This is a genomic window from Corallococcus llansteffanensis, from assembly GCF_003612055.1.
Classification (GTDB): Bacteria; Myxococcota; Myxococcia; order Myxococcales; family Myxococcaceae; genus Corallococcus; species Corallococcus llansteffanensis.
The window spans coordinates 1-3,809 of record NZ_RAWB01000772.1; the positions used below are offsets into that span (position 1 = coordinate 1).

A 3,809-nucleotide genomic window follows, 5' to 3' on the forward strand; every position below is an offset into this window, starting at 1 on the left:
CCGGAGGGGGTCAGCGGGGAAGCGTTGCGTGCGCGGAAGCGTCGTTTGGCGGACGGCGGGGACGGCGCGGCTTTCAGCCTCGCGCCGCGCTCCGTCCACCAATGTGCGCGCCCGCGTCGGGTGGCAGCCGGCGGAAGAGGGGGCCGGCCAGCGACGACACGAGGCCGATGGCGAGGAAGGGCAGCAGGAAGCGGTCCGGCGTGAGGCGCACGTCCCCGCCGCCCCGGGCCACGTGCAGCATCAGGCCGCCGAAGCTGATGCCCACGCTCAGCGCCATCTGCTGCGTCACCACCGCCACCGTGGACGCGTTGCTCACCGACTCCCGGGGGAGGTCCGCGTACGCCACCGTGTTGGTGGCGGTGAACTGCAGCGAGCGCATGAAGCCGCTGAAGATGAGCGTGCCGATGATGAACGGGATGGGTGTGCCGGCGCGGAAGAAGGCGGGCACGGCCGTCAGCGCGGCGGTGAGCAGGTTGGAGGCGACGAGCGTCTTGCGGAAGCCCACGCGCCGGATGAGCGCGGGCGCCACCGGCTTGCACGCGAAGGCCCCCATCCCCGTGCCGATGGTGACGAGCCCTGCCTCCAGCGGCCCCCAGCCCAGGCCCACCTGGAACAGCAGCGGCAAGAGGAACGGCGTCGCGCCCAGGCCGATGCGGACCAGGGCCCCGCCCACCATGCTGGCGCGGAAGGTGGGCACCCGGAACAGGCGCAGGTCCAGCACCGGGCGCGGCGTGCGCAGCGCGTGCCGCACGTAGGCCCCCACCGCCCCCAGGGCCACCACCGTGATGCCCAACTGCGCGGGCCACGGGACCAGCCCGATGCCCAGCGTCTCCGCCGCGCCCATCAGCGTCGTGATGGCGACCACGGCCAGCGCGAAGCCCTTCTTGTCGAAGGGGCCCGGGTCCGGCTGGCGCAGCGCGGGCACGAAGCGCGCCACGGCCCACATGCCCAAGAGGCCCACCGGTACGTTGATGAAGAAGATCCACGGCCAGTCCGCGACGCCCAGGATGAAGCCCGCGAGCGGCGGGCCCAGCAGCGGCCCCATGAGCGCGGGCATGGTGAACCAGCTCATCGCGGACACCAGCTTCTCGCGCGGCGCCGCGTTGACGACGATGAGCCGGCCCACGGGCGTCATCAGCGCGCCGCCCAGGCCCTGCACGGTGCGGAACAGCACCAGCTGCGCGAGCGACTGGGAGAAGCCGCACAGCACGGAGCCCAGCAGGAACACGCCCATGGCCCCCATGAAGACGCGGCGCGGGCCGTAGCGGTCGGCGATCCACCCGCTCGCGGGCGCGAGCACCGCCAGCGCGAGGATGTACGACGTCAGCGCGAGCTTGAGGTGGACCGGGTCCGTGCCGAACGCCACGGACAGCGTGGGCAGCGCGGTGGACAGCGCCGTGGAGTCCAGGAACTCCATGAACAACGCGCTGGCCACCGCGATGGATGCCAGCCGGGAGCCTCGGGTGGACGTGGAGCCAGAAGACCCGGTGGATGCGGTCGCGGTGGAGACGGACACGGCCTTTTCTATGCGCATGCCGCGCCGTGCCTGTCACGCACGCCCGGCCGGGGACCTCACGAATCCGAAGCGAGCATGCTCACGGCGCGCCACGGAGGCACCCTCCCCTGGGCAGGTCGCGTCCGGCAACCTGTAGGACAGTCGGACAGGTTCGCCGAATCGGGCTCGGGCGGCTCGTTCCGGGCGGCTTCGGTCAGCGTGCGCGCCTCTTCGCGCAGCTCCGCCCACCGGGCGCGGTGACGCGGGAGCAGCGCGTCCGGCCCCCTGAAGGGCGGGCAGGCGGGCGTCCCCGAATCAAGGCTCCGGCGGTTCGTTCCGGGCAGCTTCGGTCAGGGTACGGGCCTCTTCGCGCAGCTCGTCCAACCGGACGCGGTGGCGCTGGAGCAGCGCGTCCACCTCTTCGACGCGGGCCTTGTCCCCGCGCGCCCGGGCCTCCTGCTTCTCCCCCTCCAGCCGTGTGACGTCCCGCCCCAGCAGCGACGTGATGTGCTCCGTCTTCTCCAGCTTCCAGCGCGCCGTCTGCGGCAGCTCCTCCGCGAGGGGGGCGTTCGGCTGCGCGGGGGCATTGGCCACCTCCGGCTCCGGCGGCACGTCCCCCGGGGCCGGCGGCACCACCGTGGCGGCGGACCGCGCGGGCCCGGGCGTCCGCACCGGCACCGCGCGCCTCGGCGAGACGTCCGCCGCCGTCACCGGCGCCACGGTGGGCCCGGTGGCCTCCACCGTGGCTCCGGAGACGGACGGGGGCTGCTCCTTCCGGGCCGGCCACAGCGCCACGGCGAGCAGCGCGGCCACCAGCACGCCCGCGCCGCCCAGCATCACCCGTTCACGGCTTCGCATCGTCCGCACCCCCCAAGCCTACGCAGGCCCCTCACAACCGCAAACGCCACCCGTCCGCCTGACGCTCCACCCGGAAGAAGAACGGCTCCGCGCGCTCCTTGCCTCCCTGGGCCACGCGCGCCCGCACGAGCACCGCGTCCGGATCGCGTCCATCCACCTTCGCCTCGACGACGTCCACCAGGTGCAGGTCGTGCGCGCGCAGGTCCTGCACGGACTCCTCGCACGAGGGCAGGCCCTCGCCCGATACCAGCAGCGGGCCCAGCACCGCGCAGTCCCCGGAGGGCAGGGCCTGGAAGAAGCGGCGCACCACCGCCTCCCCGGCCTCCGCCTTCGAGGACGACGTGGACGTGCAGGCGAGCGCGGCGAGCCACAGCCCCGCCGCCCCCGCCGCGTATCGCGCCGCGCGTCCCATCCGCCTCAGTAACAGTTGGACGCGAACAGCTCGTCGTCCGTCGCGGACACGAACTGGTCGTCGCAGTAGCCGCTCGCCAGCACGTGCCCGTTGCGCACGCAGCCGTCGTGGTTCGTCGCGTCCACCGTGTACTGCGTGTCGCCACCGCAGCCACCGCCGCAGCGGCCGAAGCAGTTGCCCATCACCTTGGGGCGCGACCAGTGGTCCGGCTCGCCGCACGCCCAGGTGCTGCCGTTCAGGTAGTACTCGTCACCGCTGCAGCTCGTATGGTCCCCCAGCTGGGCGATCTGCTGGTTGCGCGCATTGTCGAAGCCGCCGTTGTTGCAGTCGTGCTTCGCGTACGAGTACCAGTTGTACACACCGCCACAGCTGCCGGTGTTCTTGCCTCCGCACTTCGCGTAGCTGCACAGCATCGTGTAGCCGCGGCCCTGCTCGCCCATCACCGTGCGCTTGAGCGTGACGCTCGTGGGCTGCTGCGCCCACATGCCCACCGCGCGCCGCAGGTACATGGCCTCCGGCGCCGCCGCGTCGCCCGCGGGCAGGCCCTGGTTGAGCGCCTGGTAGAAGGCCGCCAGCACCTCGCGGTCCGCGTCCACCACCTGCGTGTCCTGCGCGTTCGCCTCCGCGAAGCCGTCCAGCGTGGACACCCCGGAGGCCGGGTCCAGCAGGCCCGTGAGCGTCAGGCCGCCCAGCCGCACCTCCAGCCGGTACACCCCGGGCTCCACCTCCCGCGAGGCGAAGGACACCGACTGTCCGTCGTGCCCCCACGTGCCCTGCGTCACGCCCGCCTCCGACTGGACCGTCAGCCCGTCGGGGCCTTTCGGGGAGGCGGCCGGGACGTCAGGCCCCGCGCCACCACAGCCCCACATCAGCAACGCCGCGACAACACCCAGTGCCTTGCGCATCGGCTTCACCCTCCGGCCAGGACCACGCGGAAAACATCTTCTTGGAAATCGAAGCGCACGCAGGGGTACCGGGCGGCCGGTCGCCGCTCAAGGCAGGGTGCGTCACGGGGGGTGGGCAGGCGTCAGGACGACCCCAGGG

4 protein-coding genes are annotated in these 3,809 nt (G+C 73.0%); all 4 read right to left on the bottom strand.

Features of this window, described 5'->3' with window-relative positions; genetic code table 11:
• Positions 1–73 precede the first annotated feature (73 nt).
• Positions 74–1,417 carry a DHA2 family efflux MFS transporter permease subunit gene (locus D7V93_RS39880; RefSeq protein ID WP_244237793.1) on the bottom strand — a complete coding sequence of 448 codons (1,344 nt, stop codon included), beginning with the start codon at positions 1,415–1,417 and terminating at the stop codon, positions 74–76.
• A gap of 393 nt (positions 1,418–1,810) precedes the next feature.
• Positions 1,811–2,353: a hypothetical protein gene (locus D7V93_RS39885; protein WP_147451591.1), complete on the bottom strand. Its 543-nt coding sequence runs from the start codon at positions 2,351–2,353 to the stop codon at positions 1,811–1,813.
• Between the two features lie 31 nt (positions 2,354–2,384).
• Complete coding sequence (locus D7V93_RS39890; RefSeq protein ID WP_120648264.1) at positions 2,385–2,765, bottom strand: hypothetical protein; 381 nt, start codon at positions 2,763–2,765, stop codon at positions 2,385–2,387.
• Between the two features lie 5 nt (positions 2,766–2,770).
• A complete protein-coding gene (locus D7V93_RS39895) occupies positions 2,771–3,670 on the bottom strand; it encodes a hypothetical protein (RefSeq protein ID WP_120648265.1) in 900 nt (299 codons plus the stop codon).
• Positions 3,671–3,809: the final 139 nt, after the last annotated feature.